Here is a 20,126-nt window from a genome sequence, read left to right as displayed (position 1 = left end):
AGAAAATATTAAGTTGTTTGTTCAAACTTCTTGCTAATTAAATACAAACCAATAAAAGTTATCAATCCGTTTACTATGATTAATTCTTCTGCGAAAGCGTAAGGAATTAGTTTTGGAGCTTCTGCATCAATTCCAGAATTCATACTAATTAAATAAGTAATTGCTGGTGATAGCAAACAAATAAAAGGCACTAATTTATCTTTTACAGAACGATTTTTAACCAAAATTCCAAAAGCAAATAATCCTAATAAAGGTCCGTAAGTATAAGACGCGACTTTGAAAATTAGTTTTACAACTGATTGATTGGTTAACGAGTTAAATATCATTATCACCACAAAAATGGCCAAAGAAAAACCAATATGAACCAAATGTCTAGTTTTTACTGTGTTTTTAGTTTCTTCCTTTTTCTCCATTCCTAAGAAATCAATACAAAAAGAAGTCGTTAATGCTGTTAAAGCAGAATCTGTTGTAGCGAAAGTTGCAGCAGTTAATCCTAATAAAAAAACCACAGCCGGAACAAGTGCAAAATGATTGAAGGCAATTTCAGGAAATAATAAATCGGTTCTCACAGCGCCATTTAATGTTGGAACTGGAATGTTGTTTTTTGAAGCATATAAATATAATAGGGCTCCAACACTTAAGAAAAATAAATTAATAACTACAAAAATCCCTGTAAAAGTGAACATGTTTTTTTGAGCTTCTTTGATGTTTTTGCAACTCAGGTTTTTCTGCATCAAATCTTGGTCTAATCCAACCATGGCGATGGTTACGAAAATTCCACCTAAAATTTGTTTTATAAAATGTTGCCCTGAACCAATGAAATCTTCAAAAAAGAAAATTTTAGAATATTTTGATTTGTCAATTTCTGCAATGGCTTCGCTTAATCCAAAATTTAAACTGTCACAAACAAAATAAATCGTAAAGAAAACAGAACTCACTAAAAACACAGTTTGTAAAGTATCTGTGATGATAATGGTTTTCAATCCGCCTTTATAAGTGTAAGCAAAAATTAACCCTAAACTAATTAAAACTGTTGCTGAAAAAGGAATTCCAAATTTATCGAAAACAAAATGTTGTAACACTAAAACAACCAGATACAATCTGAAAGCAGAGCCAATTGTTCGACTCAATAGGAAAATAAATGAAGCCGTTTTATAACTAAAATAACCTAATCGTTGTTCAATATAGGTGTAAATTGATGTCAGATTTAATCTGTAATATAAAGGTAATAAAACGGTTGCTACAATAACAAAACCAATAGCATTTCCTAAAATAAATTGAAAATAAGCAAACTGATTCGCGTCAACTGCACCTGGAACAGAAATAAAAGTTACACCTGAAAGTGCGGTTCCAATCATTCCAAATGCTACCAAATACCAAGGCGATTTACTATTGGCTTTAAAAAAAGTATCGTTACTGCTTCCAGATTTTTTATTCATGAAATACGAAATTCCGAACAAAACAATAAAGTACGATAAGAAAAATAAAAGTATAGTAATTGGCTGCATAAGTTTTTTTTACAAAAATAGCAGAATAATGCAAATTCAAAGCATATTTGTTTACATTTGAAAAAATTAATTTATTTAAGGATGAAAAATATACTTACAAAGAAGTTGTTTTACTTTTTAGCATTATTTATGTTGTCGCTTACTGCTTTTGCTCAAGATGGAGAAGGTAGTGAAGAAATAGCTCCAGAAGTTGTAATTGATATGGATTTCAATAAATCTATTTATCCTGAAAGCGAAGGAAATGCCTATTTTTCAAATGAACCAAAAGCGGCTTTAATTGGTATGATTGTGCCAAAAAAGTATTCAGAACTAATTACTGAAATGAAAAAAGATCCTTCAGAAGGTATTAAAAATTTAAAAACAGGAGAATTTGATAATGCGGGTAAAAAAGTGTTTTTTTATTCTGGTAATATTACTGTAGAAAATGATAAAGAAATTTTTATGGAAGTATTAGTGAAACATTCAAATGAAAACGAATGTATTGTTGTGACATCAATGTACGAACCATCAGTAAAAGAAAAATTTGGTAAAGAAGCTAAAAGAGCCATTATTTCTGCTAAAGTTAACGAATAAAACGAAATAGAATTTATAATAAACCTATTTACAGAAATGTGAATAGGTTTTTACTTTTTAATATATTTGCAAAATGGAATTCTCATCAAAATTATTAGAAAACGCGGTTAATGAAGTAGCAATGTTACCAGGAATTGGTAAACGAACTGCTATGCGTTTGGTTTTGCATTTATTAAAACAACCAAGTGAGCAAACTCTATTGCTAACGGAAGCATTAACTAAAATGCGAAACGAAATAATTTATTGTCAAAGTTGTCATAATATTTCAGATAATGCTATTTGCGAAATTTGTAATAATGCCACTCGTGATCATTCAATTGTTTGTGTGGTGGAAGATGTAAGAGATGTTATGGCTATTGAAAATACAAGAATTTATAAAGGTATATATCATGTTTTAGGCGGGAAAATTTCTCCAATTGAAGGTGTTTCTCCAAGTCAATTAAACATAATTTCTTTAGTTGAAAAAGTGAAACAACAAAAGGTTTCAGAGATTATTTTTGCTTTAAGCTCTACAATGGAAGGCGACACCACAAATTTTTATATTTTCAAACAAATAAAAGAGTATAAAATAAATGTTTCTACTATTGCCAGAGGTATTTCTGTGGGTGACGAATTGGAATATGCGGATGAAGTAACACTTGGAAGAAGTTTATTGCACAGAATTCCCTTTGAGTCCTCAATTAAATCGATGTAATTCTTTTAAATTAACAAGGAAAAAGTATATTTGTAAAATCTTAAATTTTAATAGGATATCGCAAGAATAACAAGATTATACTAAATAAATAAAAAGTGATGCACTGTTTTAATAAAAAAACAATAAATAAGTAATATGAAATTTTTTATAAAAACCATAAAAATATTCTTTATTTTTCAATTATTGACCTCTTGTGTTCCTTATAAAGACACGCTTTATTTAGAGAAAAACAAAGAAAAAGTAGCTGATATTGAGATTAATGCGGATGCTTATAAACCATACAGACTTCAGGTTGATGATATACTTTCTGTAGAAATAAGAGCAAATAACCAAAAAGAAGTTGAAATTTTCAGTAAAACAAGAAATAATGCTTCAGGTATAGTTAACCAAGATCAATTGTATTTTGATGGTTATCAAGTTGATGGTTTTGGAAATATTAGAATACCCGTTTTAGGATTAGTTAATGTTCAAGGTCAAACCGTTGATGATATTAGTAAATTGCTTGAAAAAAAGTTATTAGAGGAATATTTTACTCCTGCTTCAAATTTATTTGTAACAGTGAAATTAGCTGGAATTAAATACACTATTAATGGTGAGATTGGAGCAACTGGTACAAAAACAGTTTTTCAAGATAAATTAAATATTTTAGAAGCAATAGCAAATTCTGGAGATATAAAAATTACTGGAAATAAGAAAGAAGTTGTGGTAATGAGAAAAATACCAACAGGTTACCAATCTGAAACAATTGACTTAACTGATGCAAATGTTATCAATTCACAATATTTTTATTTAAAGCCTAACGATTATGTTTATGTAAAACCATTAAAACAAAAAAGTACAGGTTTTGGAACAAACGGTTTACAAACACTAACTACGGTTTTGTCGCTTTTTGGAGTAATTACAACAACTTATTTATTAGTGAAAAATTTATAATTTCAAAATATGTTTGATACAAAAGATATAAAATTAATAAGTGAAGGAGCAAGTTTTGATATTAAAGCATTTCTTGTTAAACTTCTTGGACATTGGAAAATATTTTTACTTTCCATGTCAATAGCTATGTATTGGGCATATTATGTAAATATTAGGAAAGAAAGTATTTTCGGAATGGATGCTTCAATTGTTGTAAAAGATGATAGCAATCCAATGTTTTCTAATAATACAAGTTTAACGTTTAACTGGGGAGGAACTTCAGATAAAGTTCAAACCGTAATTACTACGCTACGTTCTCGAACACACAATGAAAAAGTTGTAGATAAATTACAATATTATATTCAATATCTAAGAAAAGGAGATTATTTTTATCCTGACGCTTATGGTACAATTCCTTTTAAAGCCGCAATTAATAAACAAAGAGGACAATTAGCAAATACACTAATCAGAATAAAACCAGTTTCAAATACAGAGTTTGAATTTGAAGTAGATTTTGGGGAAGCTAAAGAAGTAATGCTATATCATTATACCGATTATTCTACAAGTACAATAAAAACATCAGGAAAAAAGTTTTTTAGTAAATTTAAATTTAATCAAGAAATTAACCTTCCTTTTTTTAATGGTCAAATTACTTTAGATTCCTCAAAACCATTAAATCTTAATGAAGATATTTATATTAGGTTTGATGATTTTAACGGAACAGTTGGAGCATATAAAGGAATTGGAGTAACTGCTGATTCAAAAGCACTTTCAGTAATTGTGTTAGATATGCAAGGGTCTAATAAAGCACGTTTAGTAGAATATTTAAATTCAACAGTTACTATATTAAGAGAAAACGAATTAAATAGTAAAAATCTTTTTGCCGTAAACACTATTAGATTTATTGATAGTACTTTAAATGTAATAGAAGGACAATTAAAAAACACAGAGTCAGACTTAAAAAATTTTAGAAAAAACACGAATGTTTACGAATTAGAAGGTGGTGGAGTAAAACTTTCAGAGGAAATTTCAAGTTTAGATTTAGAACAAGACAATGTAAAACGAAAATTAGCCTTTTATAATTTTCTTAAAAGTTATTTAGAGAAAAATACTGATTATTCTAAATTGCCAGCACCAGCAGTTGCAGGAATTGACGATCCAAATATAATTACTAATGTATCAAGATTAATTCAGTTGTCAATTGAAAGAGCCGAAAAAACATATACTGTAAAAAACCAAATTTCATATAAAGAGTTAGACTCTCAAATGGAATCAGTTAAAAAAGTTTTACTAAACAATATTGAAAGTTCAAAAGCTGCCTTGTCTATTGATTTAAAGAGTATTAATGTTAGAATAAATAAAGCAGAAGGGTCAATTAGTCAATTGCCAGGAAAAGAACAAGATTATATTGATATTACAAGGAAATACTCCTTAAAAGAAAAAATATATAGCACATTTTTAGAAAAAAGAAGCGAAGCAGATATTGTAAAAGCCGCAAGTGTTTCTGATATAGAGTTTATTGATTCAGCAAAAGATGTTGGTGGTGGTTTCAGAGGACCAAAACGAACAATAAATTATGTATTGGCAATAATTGTTGGTTTCTTTTTACCCTTTTTATATGTATTAATTAAAGCTTTAGCAGATACAAATATCAATACAACACAGGAAATTATTCAATTAACTAAGATTCCAATCATTGGAGTTATAGGAAAGAAAAACACAGATAATAACCTTTCTGTGTTTGAAAAACCAAAATCGCCATTAGCAGAATCATTTAGAGCTGTAAGGTCTTCATTGCAATTTTTGTCCAAAAAACAAAACGTGGAAGGAACTAAAATTTTAATGCTAACTTCATCCATATCAGGTGAAGGTAAGTCGTTTTGTTCTATAAATTTAGCAACTGTATTTGCATTAAGTGAAAAGAAAACAGTAATTGTTGGTTTGGATTTAAGAAAACCTAAAATCTTTGGTGATTTCAAAGTAGATAATAATTTAGGAGTAGTAAATTATTTAGTTGGGCAAAAAACAGTGGATGAGATTATCTATAAATCGCATATTCCAAATTTAGATATTATTACATCAGGTCCAATTCCTCCTAATCCTTCAGAACTATTAATGAGTGATGCCATGGGTGAATTAATCGCCGATTTAAAAACAAAATACGAATATATTATTTTAGATACTCCGCCAGTTGGTTTAGTATCAGATGCTTTAGAATTATCACATTTTGCAGATGCTACTTTGTATGTGGTAAGACAAGCGTACACCAAAAGAGGAATGCTTTCTGTAGTTAATGAAAAACACCTACGTGGTGAATTGAAAAATGTAAGTATTATCTTCAATGGTTTCCAAAACAAAGCTAAATATGGATATGGATATGGTTACGGATATGGTTATGGAGCTTACGGTTACGGATATGGAGCCTACTATGATGAAGAAGAAAGAAAACCAAAAACTAAAAAAGAGAAAATTTTAGATATGCTAAATTTATCTAAAAAGAATAATTCATAAATTAAGTGTACAATTCAATTCAAAATAAAAAAATTGTCATCACAGGTGGTGCTGGTTTTATCGGCTCTAATTTGTGTGAATATTTTTTAAAAAACAAAAACCAAGTTGTTTGCTTGGATAATTTTTCTACAGGGTTTAAACATAACATTGAAATATTTTTAAGCAATCCGAATTTTACTTTAATTGAAGGTGATATTAGAAGTTTAGAAACTTGTAAAAAAGCAGTTGAAAATGCAGATTATGTTTTGCATCAAGCGGCTTTAGGAAGTGTGCCTCGCTCTATAAATGATCCAATAACTTCAAATGAAGTCAATGTTTCTGGTTTTTTAAATATGTTACAAGCATCCAAAGAAGCCCATATAAAACGTTTTGTTTATGCCGCAAGTTCTTCAACTTATGGCGATTCAGAAGCTTTGCCAAAAGTAGAAGATGTTATCGGGAAACCATTATCGCCTTACGCTATTACAAAATATGTAAACGAATTATATGCCGATGTTTTTAGTAAAACATACGGTATGGAAACTATCGGATTAAGATATTTTAATGTTTTCGGACGTCATCAAACACCAAACGGAGCTTATGCGGCCGTTATTCCGAAATTTATCTCCTTGTTTATAAATCACGAAAGTCCTGTTATTAATGGTGATGGGAATTATTCTAGAGATTTTACTTATATAGACAATGTAATTCAAATGAATGAATTAGCTTTGCAGGCTCAAAATTCAGAAGCGATAAATCAAGTATATAACACGGCTTTTGGAGAAAGAACAACCTTAAACGAATTAATTAAATATATAAAAGAATTTCTAACACCATACGATTCTGAAATAGACAATGTTTCTTGTGTTTATGGACCTAATAGAGGTGGAGACATTCCACATTCTTTGGCAAGTATTGATAAAGCTAAAGAGTTATTAGGCTATAATCCGAAATATTCTATTAAAGAAGGACTTAAAGAATCCATCGATTGGTATTGGAAAAATTTAAAAACAGAACAAAATGATTAAAAATATTTGTTGTATTGGCGCAGGTTATGTTGGTGGACCAACAATGGCAGTAATTGCTCAAAAATGTCCGCATATAAAAGTTACTGTTGTCGATTTAAATCAAGATAGAATAAACGCTTGGAATCATGAAGATTTAAGTTTATTACCAATTTACGAACCTGGTTTAGATGCAGTGGTTGGTGAAGCTAGAGGAAGAAACTTATTTTTTTCAACAGAAGTTGATAAAGCAATAGATGAAGCAGACGCTATTTTTATTTCAGTAAATACACCAACCAAAACGTATGGAGTTGGTAAAGGTATGGCAGCTGATTTAAAATATATCGAATTATGTGCCAGACAAATTGCTCGTGTAGCTAAAACGGATAAGATTGTTATTGAAAAATCTACTTTACCTGTAAGAACAGCTCAAGCGATTAAAGATATTTTAGATCATACTGGAAATGGTGTAAATTTTCAAATCTTATCTAACCCAGAATTCTTAGCGGAAGGAACAGCAATCGAAGATTTATTCGCTCCAGATAGAGTGCTTATTGGTGGCGATACCACACCAGAAGGTCAAGTTGCTATTAATAAGTTAGTTGAAGTCTATGCCAATTGGGTAAGTAGAGATAACATTTTAACCACAAACGTTTGGTCTTCAGAATTATCAAAATTAACAGCAAATGCTTTTTTAGCACAACGTGTTTCATCTATCAACGCGATGAGTGAATTGTGTGAAAAAACAGGAGCTGATGTTAATGAAGTGGCAAAAGCAATCGGTTTAGATAGTAGAATTGGTTCAAAATTCTTAAAATCATCAGTTGGTTTTGGAGGTTCTTGTTTCCAAAAAGATATTTTAAATTTAGTATACATCGCAAAATCTTATGGTTTAAATGAAGTTGCCGATTATTGGGAGCAAGTAATTATTATGAACGACCACCAAAAACGTCGTTTCTCAAAAAATATCATTAGTACTTTATATAATACGGTTTCAGGTAAAAAAATTGCTTTCTTAGGTTGGGCTTTCAAAAAAGACACCAACGATACTCGTGAATCAGCAGCTATTTATGTTGCCAATGATTTAATTAGCGAGCAAGCAAATATTGCTGTTTTCGATCCTAAAGTAGAAGCAAATCAAATTCATTTCGATTTAAATTATTTAGAAACTCGTACTGATGTAGAAAATAAAAAATACATTTCTATTGAAACAAATGGTTATGATGCTTGTAAAAACGCACACGCTATTGCTGTTTTAACAGAATGGGATGAGTTTAAAACTTACGATTGGCAAAGAATATATGACAATATGTTAAAACCAGCATTCGTTTTTGATGGTAGAAACTTATTGAACAAAGCTGAATTAGAAAAAATTGGATTTATTTACCAAGCAATTGGGAGTTAGATTGGGTTGTGAGTTGTGGGTTATGAGTTGTGGGTTATGAGTTTTACGTTGTTTGTTTTGGGTTATGAGTGATTCTAGAAGTTATAAGGATTTAGATATTTATAAGATTAGTTTGGACTTATTTTTACAAGTTCACCCAAGTTCATTAAAATTACCAAAACATGAATTATATGAATTAGGTAGCCAACTTCGACGCTCTTCGGATAGTGTTGTTTCAAATATTATTGAAGGATATGGGAGAAGAAGGTATAAAGCGGATTTTATAAGATTTTTAGTTTTTTCTCATAGTAGTTGTTTAGAAACAATAGGTCATGTTTATAAAATATCTATTTTGTATCCGGAGTTCAACTCTATTTTTGAACCTTATATTAATGAATATGAAAATTTAGGAGGTAAAATTTTTAATTTTATTTCTTACGTAGAAAAAAACTGGAAGTAAATATGAATTCAAATACATACAACACACAACACACAACACACAACAAAATCGCCATACTTGGATTAGGTTATGTAGGACTTCCTTTAGCAAGATTGTTTGCTACAAAGTATCCTGTAATTGGTTTTGATATTAATGAGCAAAGAATTTCCGAATTAAACAACGGAATCGATTTAACGTTAGAAGTTGAAGAAGATTTATTGAAATCGGTTTTAAAAAAGCATAATTCACAATTGACGACTAATTATTTACATTGTTCAAATAAATTAGAAGACATAGCCGATTGTAATTATTATATTGTGACGGTTCCAACTCCAGTTGATAAACACAATAAACCCGATTTAACTCCACTTTATAAAGCGAGTGAAACTGTTGCGAAAGTCTTAAAAAAAGGAGATATTGTGATTTACGAATCAACAGTTTATCCAGGTGTAACAGAAGAAGAATGTGTGCCTGTTTTAGAGAAATTATCAGGATTAAAATTTAATGTCGACTTTTTTGCAGGTTATTCACCAGAAAGAATCAATCCAGGAGATAAAGAACATACGGTTGATAAAATTTTAAAAGTTACCGCAGGTTCCACTCCAGAAATTGGCTTAAAAGTTGATGCTTTATACAATAGTGTAATTACTGCAGGAACGCATTTAGCACCCACAATTAAAGTGGCAGAAGCTGCTAAAGTTATAGAAAATTCGCAACGTGATATCAATATTGCGTTTGTAAATGAATTAGCAAAAATATTCAATATTCTAGATATTAATACACAAGATGTTTTAGAAGCAGCTGGTACAAAATGGAATTTCCTTCCTTTTAAACCAGGTTTGGTTGGCGGACATTGTATTGGTGTTGATCCGTATTATTTAGCACAAAAAGCTATAGAAGCAGGTTATCATCCAGAAATTATTTTGGCTGGTAGACGTATGAATGACAGTATGGGCGAATATGTTGCATCTGAGGTTGTGAAGTTGATGATTAAGAAAGAAATCGTTTTGCATAAAGCAGAATTGTTGCTTTTAGGTATCACATTCAAAGAAAATTGTCCGGATGTACGAAACACAAAAATTGTAGATATCGTTCACGCTCTGAAAGAATACGGCATAAATATTACCATCTATGATCCGTGGGCAAAACCAGAAGAAGTACTTCATGAATACGGAATTGTAACCACTAAAACGATTCCATCATCACAATTTGATGCCGTAATTTTAGGCGTTTCTCATACCGTGTTTAGTACTTTAGATATCAATTTATTAACAAAAAGTAATAATGTTGTTTATGATGTAAAAGGTTTCCTTACAGCAGAAGTTGACGGAAGATTGTAATTTTTAGATTAAGTTTCTATTCAATAATTAATTTAAGGATTGTTCTTTTAAGTTACTAAATAAGTAAAGATGTTAAATTATATTTTTAAAAAAAACACTGCTGATTCTGAAAGAACACTTATCATAAAAAAAAATATTTTGGGTTCTTTTGTTGCGAAAGGATTAAATGTTTTGGTTTGTTTTTTATTGGTTCCATTTACTATTTCCATATTAAATAATGAAAAATATGGAATTTGGATTACTATTTTTTCGATAGTAAATTGGTTCAATATTATGGATATTGGATTAGGTAATGGTTTTAGAAATAAATTTGCCGAAACTATTGCAAATAAGAATTATAGTAAAGGTAAAGAATATGTACAAACCTTATATTCTTCCACTTTTTTAATTTCTTCTATATTTTTAATTCTATTTTTGTGTGTTAATTTTTATCTTGATTGGTATAAAATACTAAATGTAAATCCTGATATTAGCGAAAATTTAAATACAATTGTTTTAGTTGTGTTTGTGCTTTTTTGTTTTCAATTGGTACTAAAAAATATTTCAACTATTTTATTAGCAATACAAAAAACAGCATTTAGTAATGTTTTAGTTTTGTTAGGTAATGTTATTTCTTTTCTTGTAATTATTCTAATAAATTATTTTTTCAAAATAAATTTATTTATTGTTGCTTTCGTGTTTATGCTTTCGCCAATTATAGTTTATTTTTTGGCAACATTTATAGTATTTAAAGAAGAACTTAAAGAATATAAACCTTCGTTTGAAATTATTCCTAAAAGAAATTCATTTAATGAATTAATGACATTAGGTTTAAAGTTTTTTCTTATTCAAATTACAAGTATAATTATTTTTTCATCTAGTAGTATTTTAATTACTAGATTATATGGTCCATCTTCAGTTACGTCTTACAATATTGCATTTCAGTTATTTGCTGCAGCACAAATTGTTTTTACAATAATTGTAACACCTTTTTGGACAGCATTTACTGATGCTAATTCTAATGAAGATTATACTTGGATAAAAAATTCGATAAAAAACTTATTAAAATTATGGATATTATTCTCTATAGGAGTATTAGTTTTATGGTTAATATCACCAATAGTTTTTAAAATATGGATTGGCAATAAAGTTTCAATTCCGTTTCAATTATCTTTTCAATTTGCATTATATACTATTTTAATAACAGGAATTTCTATTTTTTCTGCTTTCATTGCAGGAATTGGAAAAATTCAATTAACATTAATAGTTTCAATAATTCAATGTATTGTATATATTCCTTTGGCTTATTTTTTAGCAAAAATGATGAATTTACATACTATTGGAGTTATAATGGCTATTAATATTAATATGTTTGTAACTTTGATTTCTTGTTTCATTCAAACTAGAAAGTTAATTTCAAAAAAAGCATTTGGTATTTGGAATAAATAAAATTTGCATAAACAAAAGAATACTATTTATGATTAGTTTTTTATTATCTAAAGTACTTGCAAGGATTAAAAATGCCATAAAATTTCCAATTTGGTATGTTTTCAATTATTTGAAACTTAAAATTGAAATGGTTTCTTATGAAAAGTTTCCAATAATTAATGGATTTATATTATTAGTTAATAGAGGTGAAATTAATTTAGGAAAAGATATAATAATTACTAGTAATAATTATTCAAATCCAGTTGGAAATGGCAATCGTACAGCAATTTATTGTAGTGCAAGTGGCAAAGTTACTATTGAAGATTTTGTTTCTATGAGTAATGTAACCATTTTCAGTCTAGAAGAAGTAAAAATCGAAAAATATGTTATGATAGGTGGCGGTGTTCAAATTTTAGATTCTGATTTTCATCCTATTCACTTTGAGAATAGAGTAGTTAACGATGTTGCCAAAATTATTTCAAAACCTATACTGCTTAAACAAGGTTGTTTTATTGGAGCAAATTCTATCATTTTAAAAGGTGTTACCATAGGAGTGAATTCTGTTATTGGGGCCGGAAGCGTTGTAAGTAAAAGCATTCCTGATAATGAAATTTGGGGAGGTAACCCTGCACAATTCATAAAAAAAATATAGGATGATAGGTTCATTAATTTTCTTTTTGTTATTCCTTTGTTTTTATATGACTAAGTTCACAAAGGGGATTTTTGTTTTGATGCTATTTTCTTTGATGAATGATTTAATTGTTTTTTCTTTTGGATTTTCATTGCCCTTACATTTTATAATCTCATTATTTTATGTTCCAACTATTTTAATGAATTTTTCTAAAATTTCAAACAGGATAAATCCGATATTACTTCCCTTATATTTTGAAATTTTATACTTAATAATTTTAGCAATTATTTTTGGATATATTCATCCATGGGAAGATAGTCAAGATTTACTTCGTTCTTGGAGTCAAAAAGCAGAAGGAAGAGCGGTTGTACAAACCTTTAGAATAATAATTGAATTCTTTTTAGTTTTTTTAGTTGTGTTTTGGTTAAAAACAAACAAAATTACTATGAATTTTGTTATTAAATCAATTGTTTATTTGATTGTTTTAAATTTGATTGTTGCTTTTCTTGATGTAAGTTTTAATGGAGTAATTAAGAATTTTTTATTTTCAGAATCCCGCTTTATAGGAGATAGATATACAGCATTAAATGGAGAACCAAGAGCTTTTGGTAGAGTTTGTGTTTTAACATTTTTAACCTTATTAGGTTTAAAAACATATATTGATAACAAGAGATTAGTCAACATTGGGCTCCTAGTTTCAATATTAGGATTGTTACTGAGTTTATCAGCTTCAGCAATATTAATGCTTGTTATAAGTGTTGGGATTTATTTTGCTTTTTCTGGTAGGATTAAATTTATAATTTTAGGAATACCAATGCTGTTTTTACTGTATTCATTATTAAATCAAGACGAATTTTTTAGACAGAATACACTTTTGAAAATTGAGGCCACTTTATTAGAAGAGAATGAGTTTGCTAACGAAAAAGTTAATTCTTATGAACCTAATTTCTTTAGTCATTTTGAAATATTTGATAGAGCCGCCTTAAATTTTTTATATTTTAATCAAGATTATATTATAACAGGAACTGGGCCAAATTTAATAAGTATACCTTCATCCAAGTTTTTAACAGAAACCAATTCAAAAGAATATGAAGATAGAATTGATAGTGCGCCACATAGTTTTATAATAAATCTACTAGCGAGATCGGGAGTCATAGGTATTTTATTGTGGATTTTGTTTTTCACTAAATTAGCAAAAAGAACATTTAACATTAGTTTGGATATCTTTGCATTCTTCATTTCAATATTTGTAGCAAATATGATGGTTTTAACTTCGTATTACTTATTTATTTTAGCAATAATTTTATATTTAGTAAGTGAGAATAATTTAAAAAATAAAAAAACAGTAGTAAGATGATAAGTATAATTACACCCGTATTAAACGGAGAGCGTTTTGTTGAAAAAAATATTCTTTCTATTCAATCCTTAACCGTTCCTTTTGAGCATATCATTGTAGATGGAGGTTCAACTGATAAAACTTTACAAATTATTAGTAAATTTCCGCATGTCAAAGTAATTCATCAAACGGAAAAAAACGGTTTATATGGAGCAATTCATTTAGGATATGAAAATGCTAAATTTGATTATTTAGCTTGGGTAAATTGTGATGACATTATCTATTCTCAAAATTATGAATTTGCTCTAAAGAAAGCAATTTCAGAAAAAATTGATTTTGTTTATGGTAATTCCGAATTTAATTGGTCTAATGAAAATAAAATCACTTTTCAAAAGGCAAATCCTTTCGGTAAATATTTTTTAAAGAAAGGAATACTTCCATTTGTTCAGCCATCAAGTATTTATTCTAAAAAAATATATGATGTAATTAAGTTTAATTATGAAACTTATAGAATTATTGGCGATATAGATTTTTTTATAAATATCGCTCTAAATGATGATTTTAAATTTTGGTATTGTAGAAAAACACTTTCTCAGTTCTTAAAATATGGTGCCTCTTTAGGTGATTTAAACCACGATTTATATCTTAAAGAAAGAAAATTATTAAATAGAAATCCGAACCTTGTCCATAAAATAATGTATAAATTAACTTTAAATTTTTAGTTTATAAAATAATGAAGAAATTATGAAACTACTTTATTTGTATTCTGAAATTATGGGATATAATGTTCCAACAATTAACATTTTGGCTGAAAATTATTGTTCAGAAATTAATGTGATTAGTTGGAAAAAAAAAATATCTAATTATCAAATTGAAAAATCAGAAAAGGTAAATTATTTTTATAAAGAAGATTTTAATAAAATAGAATTAGTAAATTTTGTAAATAAATTTTCTCCAAATTTAGTGGTAGTTTCTGGCTGGATGGATAAAGAATACTTAGAAATTTGTAAAGATTTAAAAAACAAAGGAGTCACTATTGTTGGGGCGATGGATACACAATGGAAAAATACTATTCGACAAAAAATAGCCACAATTATTGCTCCCTTTTATCATAAAAAATATTTTGATCATTTATGGGTTTCAGGAATTTATCAATTTGAATACGCAAAAAGATTAGGCTTTTCAAATGAAAACATAATATTTAATTGCTATTCTGCAAACACCAATTTGTTAGAAAACAACAAAATGGAGGTTAATGATGATTTTAAAACATTATTGTTTATCGGTCGTTTTGATAAAGTAAAAGGAATTGACATTTTATTAAATGTTTTTACAGACTATATTAATGAAACAAAATCAAAATTAAAACTTAAATTAATTGGTGGAGGAATAGAGTTAGATATAGTAAAAAAACATGAATCAGATGCCATTATTGTTAAAGAGTTTATACAACCAGAACATCTTTTAGAGGAATTAAAAGATGTTCAAGGATTTATTTTACCTAGCATATCAGAGCCTTGGGGTGTTGTAATTCATGAAATGGCTGCTGCTGGTTTACCTTTACTGGTTTCCAATGTTTGTGGTGCTAATTCTGTTTTTGCAATAAATAATTACAATTCTTTTGTCTTTATGGCTAACGATAAAATGGATTTAAGAAATGCAATTGAGAAATTTGATTTAACTTCAAATTCAGAATTAATTGAAATGGGAAAAAGAAGTAAGGTTTTGAGTAAAAAAATAAATCCTGAAACTTCAGCGGCGTCACTAATGAGTATCAACTTAAAATAGTTAACAATGATTTTATTTGACGCAGTTTTTATAAATAATGGTGGAGGAAAGATTTTATTAGATTATTTAATTGATGAAATTGAAAAACAAAATATTGAAATAACCTATTTATTAGATGTTCGAGTTAAAGATAACCATGCTGAAATAAAAAAGAATAAAGTTATTTACTTAAAAGGAAGTTTCATCAAAAGACATTTTTTTTATAGAAAACATAAAAACAACTTCGAAAAAGTTATTTGCTTCGGAAATTTGCCTCCTTCAATTCGTTTAAAAGCTGAAGTATTTACCTATTTTCATCAACTCCTTTTTTTAGATATTCCAAACTCATTGTCTTTATTTCAAAGGATAATTTTCAATGTTAAGTCTAAAATTTTTAAAATAATAAAACAAAATACAGATTTTTGGATTGTTCAAACTGATGAAGTAAAAAAAAGATTATTGCAAAAATTGGAAATTACAAACGAAATAAATACAAAAGTGATTCCGTTTTATCCGCCATTAGATTCGTCTAATATTATAAGTCCAGATAAAAAAGGTTTTTTGTATGCAAGTAACGGAAGCTCTCATAAAAATCATTTAAACTTATTATTAGGATTTAAAAAGTATTGTGATACAAATGATAGAAAACAAGAATTGCATTTAACTGTTGGAAATGAGTTTACTTCTTTAATAAATGAAATTGAAAAATTGAAAAACCTAGGATATCCAATAATAAATCATGGCTTTGTTCCTCGACCAGAATTGTCAAATTTATATTCAAAAATAAAATTTGTTATTTATCCTTCATTATCCGAAAGTTTTGGACTCGGTCTTATTGAAGCAATTGAATTAGGTTGTGATGTTATTGCTGCTGATTTGCCTTATGCTTATGTCGTTTGCAAACCTTCCTCAGTATTTAATCCCTTAGAAATTAATGAAATTGCACAAGCATTTGTTCATGCAACAAATCATAATATAAAAAAAACAGAGCAAATAGTTTTTAATGAAATCAATCTGTTTTTAGAGTTGTTAAAATAAACTTAAAATTTAAATAGTTATATCAATCATATTATTAGTTTTACAAGTTGATAGCTTATAAAAACATAATCACATCAAAAGATGCAAATTAAAGACAAAATATTACTAATAACTGGCGGAACGGGTTCTTTTGGGAATGCTGTTTTAAGTCAGTTTTTACATACCGACCATTTTAAAGAAATCCGAATTTTAAGTCGTGATGAAAAAAAACAAGATGATTTACGAAAGAAAGTCAACAATAATAAAGTAAAATTTTATCTTGGCGATGTTCGTGATGTGCATAGTATTGACGCCGCAATAAAAGGTGTCGATTATATTTTTCACGCAGCCGCTTTAAAACAAGTGCCTTCGTGTGAATTTTTTCCAATGGAAGCAGTGAAAACCAATATCATCGGAACGGATAATGTGCTAACTATTGCTGAAAAATATGAAGTCAAAAAAGTAGTAGTTTTAAGTACTGATAAAGCCGCTTATCCAATCAACGCTATGGGAATGTCTAAAGCGATGATGGAAAAAGTGATGGTAGCCAAATCTCGTAATTTAGACGATAGTAAAACTATTTTTTGCGGAACTCGTTATGGAAACGTTATGGCTTCTCGTGGTTCGGTAATTCCTTTATTTATAGAGCAAATTAAAACTGGTAAACCAATTACCATTACCGATCCAAATATGACACGTTTTATGATGACGTTAGAAGACGCAGTAGATTTGGTTCTATATGCTTTTGAAAACGGTAATCAAGGCGATTTATTCGTGCAAAAATCTCCAGCTTGTACCATTGAAGTTTTAGCAAAAGCTTTAAATTTACTATACAGTTCTAACACAGAAATAAAAATTATTGGTACACGTCATGGTGAAAAATTATTCGAAACTTTAGTGAATCGGGAAGATATGGTGAAAGCGGAAGATTGTGGTAATTATTTCAGAATTCCAGCGGATAATAGAGATTTAAATTACGAACAATATTTTTCAGAAGGTGATATAAAACTAACCGAATTAGAAGAATATCATTCTCATAATACAGATATTTTGGACGTTGAGGAAATGAAACAGTTATTGTTGAAATTGCCTTTAATCAGAAAAGATATCTATGGAGAAGAAATCAATAAATATTTTGACCTTTAAAAGAGCCAAGTAAAAAGAGCCAAGTAAAAAGAGCCAAGTAAAAAGAGCCAAGTAAAAAGTAAAAAGAGCCAAGTAAAAAGTAAAAAGAGCCAAGTAAAAAGTAAAAAGAGCCAAGTAAAAAGTAAAAAGAGCCAAGTAAAAAGTAAAAAGAGCCAAGTAAAAAGTTAAATAAAAGCCACGTAAAAAGTATTGAAAATGAGACAAAATGATTTGTTGGATAGAACTTTTAATTTTGCAGTTGCAGTTTTAAAATTTTTAAGAACTATTGAAAGTTTGCCTGAAAGCAATCTTATAAGATATCAACTAGGAAAATCGTGTACATCGGTTGGTGCTAATTATGAAGAATCTCAAGCAGGTTCATCAAAAGCAGATTTTCTTAATAAAGTTAAAATTTCATTGAGAGAAGCTAGAGAATCTAATTATTGGTTAAGAATTATTAAGGCATTAATCGAGAAAGAAAATATTGAATTAAACAATTTATTAAAAGAAAGTCAAGAATTGAAAAACATATTAGGAGCAATCGTAAACAATTCAAACAAATAACAAATGAAGAAACTTATTACTTTTCGAGAACTTGTTTCTTTTTACTTTTTACTTGGCTCTTTATAATTATGAAAATAGGTATTACAGGTCAAGACGGTTTCGTTGGCAAACATTTATACAATACATTAGGTTTATTTTCTGATGAGTTTTTACGTGTAGAATTTAAACGTGACTTTTTTGAGAATGATAAGAAATTAGATCATTTTGTTTCTCAGTGCGATGTCATTGTGCATTTAGCAGCTATGAATCGTCATGAAAGTCAAGATGTAATTTATGAAACGAATGTAAATCTGGTTCAGAAATTAGTTAATGCTTTAGAACGAACGAACTCAAAACCGCATGTTTTACTTTCCTCTTCAAGTCAGGAAGAAAGAGATAATTTATACGGAAAATCAAAAAAAGAAGGTAGAGAAATACTTGCGAATTGGGCTAAGAAAAATCATGGAATTTTCACAGGTTTAATTATTCCAAACGTTTTCGGACCTTTCGGAAAACCTTTTTATAATTCGGTTGTCGCCACATTTTGTCATCAAGTTTCACATAATGAAACGCCAAAAATTGATGTGGATGGCGATTTAAAACTGATTTATGTTGGCGAATTGGTTCAAGAAATTATCGCACAAATTAGAACAAAAAAGCATCAATCCAAACTAGAAATTCAACATACTTCTGAAAAGAAAGTTTCTGAAATTTTAGCTTTATTACAACATTTTAAATCAGAATATCAAGATAATGGAAGCATTCCGGTTTTACCATCGGTTTTCGAATTAAATTTATTTAATACTTTTAGATGTTATATGGATATAGCCACTCATTTTCCTGTAAAATTGATGCAACATACTGATGACAGAGGAAGTTTTGTAGAAATTATCAGGTTAGAAGTGGGAGGACAAGTTTCTTTTTCTACAACTAAACCCAACATTACCAGAGGCAATCATTATCACACCAGAAAAATTGAACGTTTTGCTGTGATCAAAGGAAAAGCCTTAATTCAATTGAGAAAAATTGGAACGGATGAGGTTTTAAATTTCGAATTAAATGGCGATGAACCTGCTTATGTGGATATGCCAATTTGGTACACACATAACATAAAAAATATTGGTGACGATATTTTATATACCAACTTTTGGATAAACGAATTTTTCAATCCAAATGATGCCGATACGTATTTCGAAGAAGTATAAGGTTTAATTTTCACGCAGATTGAAAGGATAAAAGGATTTTTGGATTGGGTGTAATTTTTTTAAGATTTAGTAAAGACAAAATTTAATTTTCACGCAGATTGAAAGGATAAAAGGATTTTTGGATTGGGCGTAATTATTTTAAGATTTAGTAAAGACAAAATTTAATTTTCACGCAGATTGAAAGGATAAAAAGGATTTTTGGATTGGGTGTAATTATTTTAAGATTTAGTAAAGACAAAATATTAATTTCACGCAGATTGAAAGGATAAAAAGGATTTTTGGATTGGGCGTAATTATTTTAAGATTTAGTAAAGACAAAATTTAATTTTCACGCAGATTGAAAGGATAAAAAGGATTTTTGGATTGGGCGTAATTATTTTAAGATTTAGTAAAGACAAAATTTAATTTTCACGCAGATTGAAAGGATAAAAAGGATTTTTGGATTGGGTGTAATTTTTTTAAGATTTAGTAAAGACAAAATTTAATTTTCACGCAGATTGAAAGGATAAAAAGGATTTTTGGATTGGGCGTAATTATTTTAAGATTTAGTAAAGACAAAATTTAATTTTCACGCAGATTGAAAGGATAAAAAGGATTTTTGGATTGGGTGTAATTTTTTTAAGATTTAGTAAAGACAAAATTTAATTTTCACGCAGATTGAAAGGATAAAAAGGATTTTTGGATTGGGCGTAATTATTTTAAGATTTAGTAAAGACAAAATTTAATTTTCACGCAGATTGAAAGGATAAAA

General features: G+C 28.5%; 18 protein-coding genes. 17 read left to right on the top strand and 1 reads right to left on the bottom strand.

Going from position 1 to position 20,126, the window contains the following annotated elements:
• Positions 1–8: 8 nt before the first annotated feature.
• Positions 9–1,508 (bottom strand): sodium:solute symporter, encoded by a 1,500-nt coding sequence (locus tag UEQ13_RS01255; RefSeq protein WP_329804538.1) that lies wholly within the window; start codon positions 1,506–1,508, stop codon positions 9–11.
• A gap of 81 nt (positions 1,509–1,589) precedes the next feature.
• Between UEQ13_RS01255 and UEQ13_RS01250 the strand changes: the two genes are divergently transcribed.
• The 17 genes from UEQ13_RS01250 (at position 1,590) to UEQ13_RS01170 (ending at position 19,375) form a co-directional block, all read left to right on the top strand.
• Positions 1,590–2,081, top strand: coding sequence for a hypothetical protein (locus UEQ13_RS01250; RefSeq protein WP_329804537.1), 492 nt, complete (start codon positions 1,590–1,592; stop codon positions 2,079–2,081).
• 73 nt (positions 2,082–2,154) lie between these two features.
• On the top strand, positions 2,155–2,775 hold the full coding sequence (recR, locus tag UEQ13_RS01245) for a recombination mediator RecR (protein WP_329804536.1): 621 nt from the start codon (positions 2,155–2,157) through the stop codon (positions 2,773–2,775).
• A 135-nt stretch (positions 2,776–2,910) separates the two neighbouring features.
• Positions 2,911–3,708 carry a polysaccharide biosynthesis/export family protein gene (locus tag UEQ13_RS01240; protein ID WP_329804535.1) on the top strand — a complete coding sequence of 266 codons (798 nt, stop codon included), beginning with the start codon at positions 2,911–2,913 and terminating at the stop codon, positions 3,706–3,708.
• Positions 3,709–3,717: 9 nt separating this feature from the next.
• Positions 3,718–6,198 (top strand): exopolysaccharide transport family protein, encoded by a 2,481-nt coding sequence (locus UEQ13_RS01235; RefSeq protein ID WP_329804533.1) that lies wholly within the window; start codon positions 3,718–3,720, stop codon positions 6,196–6,198.
• A gap of 5 nt (positions 6,199–6,203) precedes the next feature.
• Positions 6,204–7,205, top strand: a complete 1,002-nt coding sequence (locus UEQ13_RS01230; RefSeq protein ID WP_329804532.1) for an SDR family oxidoreductase — start codon at positions 6,204–6,206, stop codon at positions 7,203–7,205.
• A complete protein-coding gene (locus tag UEQ13_RS01225; RefSeq protein WP_329804531.1) occupies positions 7,198–8,586 on the top strand; it encodes a UDP-glucose 6-dehydrogenase in 1,389 nt (462 codons plus the stop codon). Before UEQ13_RS01230 ends, UEQ13_RS01225 begins: the two co-directional genes overlap by 8 nt.
• 64 nt (positions 8,587–8,650) lie before the next feature.
• A complete protein-coding gene (locus UEQ13_RS01220; protein ID WP_329804530.1) occupies positions 8,651–9,025 on the top strand; it encodes a four helix bundle protein in 375 nt (124 codons plus the stop codon).
• Between the two features lie 2 nt (positions 9,026–9,027).
• Positions 9,028–10,344 (top strand): nucleotide sugar dehydrogenase, encoded by a 1,317-nt coding sequence (locus tag UEQ13_RS01215; protein ID WP_329804529.1) that lies wholly within the window; start codon positions 9,028–9,030, stop codon positions 10,342–10,344.
• Between the two features lie 69 nt (positions 10,345–10,413).
• Complete coding sequence (locus UEQ13_RS01210; RefSeq protein WP_329804528.1) at positions 10,414–11,772, top strand: MATE family efflux transporter; 1,359 nt, start codon at positions 10,414–10,416, stop codon at positions 11,770–11,772.
• 28 nt (positions 11,773–11,800) lie between these two features.
• Complete coding sequence (locus UEQ13_RS01205; protein ID WP_329804527.1) at positions 11,801–12,403, top strand: acyltransferase; 603 nt, start codon at positions 11,801–11,803, stop codon at positions 12,401–12,403.
• 178 nt (positions 12,404–12,581) lie between these two features.
• Entirely contained in the window at positions 12,582–13,739 is a 1,158-nt protein-coding gene (locus tag UEQ13_RS01200) for a hypothetical protein (protein ID WP_329804526.1), read from the top strand.
• On the top strand, positions 13,736–14,440 hold the full coding sequence (locus UEQ13_RS01195) for a glycosyltransferase (RefSeq protein WP_329804525.1): 705 nt from the start codon (positions 13,736–13,738) through the stop codon (positions 14,438–14,440). The genes UEQ13_RS01200 and UEQ13_RS01195 overlap by 4 nt, the downstream gene beginning before the upstream one ends.
• Positions 14,441–14,462: 22 nt before the next feature.
• Positions 14,463–15,506: a glycosyltransferase gene (locus UEQ13_RS01190; RefSeq protein WP_329804524.1), complete on the top strand. Its 1,044-nt coding sequence runs from the start codon at positions 14,463–14,465 to the stop codon at positions 15,504–15,506.
• A 6-nt stretch (positions 15,507–15,512) separates the two neighbouring features.
• The gene (locus tag UEQ13_RS01185; RefSeq protein WP_329804523.1) at positions 15,513–16,523 is read left to right on the top strand and encodes a glycosyltransferase; all 1,011 of its coding nucleotides are present in this window, start codon (positions 15,513–15,515) and stop codon (positions 16,521–16,523) included.
• An 81-nt stretch (positions 16,524–16,604) separates the two neighbouring features.
• A complete protein-coding gene (locus UEQ13_RS01180; protein WP_329804522.1) occupies positions 16,605–17,648 on the top strand; it encodes a polysaccharide biosynthesis protein in 1,044 nt (347 codons plus the stop codon).
• 195 nt (positions 17,649–17,843) lie between these two features.
• Entirely contained in the window at positions 17,844–18,191 is a 348-nt protein-coding gene (locus UEQ13_RS01175) for a four helix bundle protein (protein WP_329804521.1), read from the top strand.
• 65 nt (positions 18,192–18,256) lie between these two features.
• Positions 18,257–19,375, top strand: coding sequence for a polysaccharide biosynthesis C-terminal domain-containing protein (locus UEQ13_RS01170; protein ID WP_329804576.1), 1,119 nt, complete (start codon positions 18,257–18,259; stop codon positions 19,373–19,375).
• Positions 19,376–20,126 lie beyond the last annotated feature (751 nt).

Origin of the sequence: Flavobacterium facile, from assembly GCF_036321945.1 — a bacterium.
Classification (GTDB): domain Bacteria; phylum Bacteroidota; class Bacteroidia; order Flavobacteriales; family Flavobacteriaceae; genus Flavobacterium; species Flavobacterium facile.
This window is presented reverse-complemented; position numbering and strand designations above follow the sequence as displayed.